We start from the raw sequence: 460 nt of genomic DNA on the forward strand, positions 1-460 counted from the left end.
CAGGAGAGGACGACGGACGCATGACGACCACGGCGTACGGGCTCGACGAGATCAGGGCGCTGGCCGGCAAGGACCTCGGGCACAGCGGCTGGCTGGAGATCACCCAGGAGCGGGTGAACACCTTCGCCGACGCCACCGGCGACCACCAGTGGATCCACGTCGACCCGGACAGGGCCAAGGACGGCCCGTTCGGCGGCACGATCGCCCACGGCTACCTGACCCTGTCCCTGGTCATCCCGATGTTCGGCGAGCTGCTCGACATCCAGGGTGTGACGATGAGCATCAACTACGGCCTGGAGAAGGTCCGTTTCCCCAGCCCGGTCAAGGTGGGGGCCAGGATCCGCCTCGGCGCCGCCGTCGTCTCCGTCGAGGACGTTCCCGGCGACGGCGTGCAGATGCTGCTCGACTTCACCGTCGAGATCGACGGCGCGGCCAAGCCGGCCTGCGTCGCCCGCGCGAT

1 protein-coding gene is annotated in these 460 nt (G+C 69.1%); it reads left to right on the top strand.

Features of this window, described 5'->3' with window-relative positions:
- Positions 1-20: 20 nt before the first annotated feature.
- The coding region (locus tag AAH991_RS40265; protein WP_346231210.1) for a MaoC family dehydratase at positions 21-460 on the top strand (440 nt) is incomplete at its 3' end.

The sequence above is a fragment of the Microbispora sp. ZYX-F-249 genome (assembly GCF_039649665.1).
In the GTDB taxonomy this organism is placed as follows: Bacteria; Actinomycetota; Actinomycetes; order Streptosporangiales; family Streptosporangiaceae; genus Microbispora; species Microbispora maris.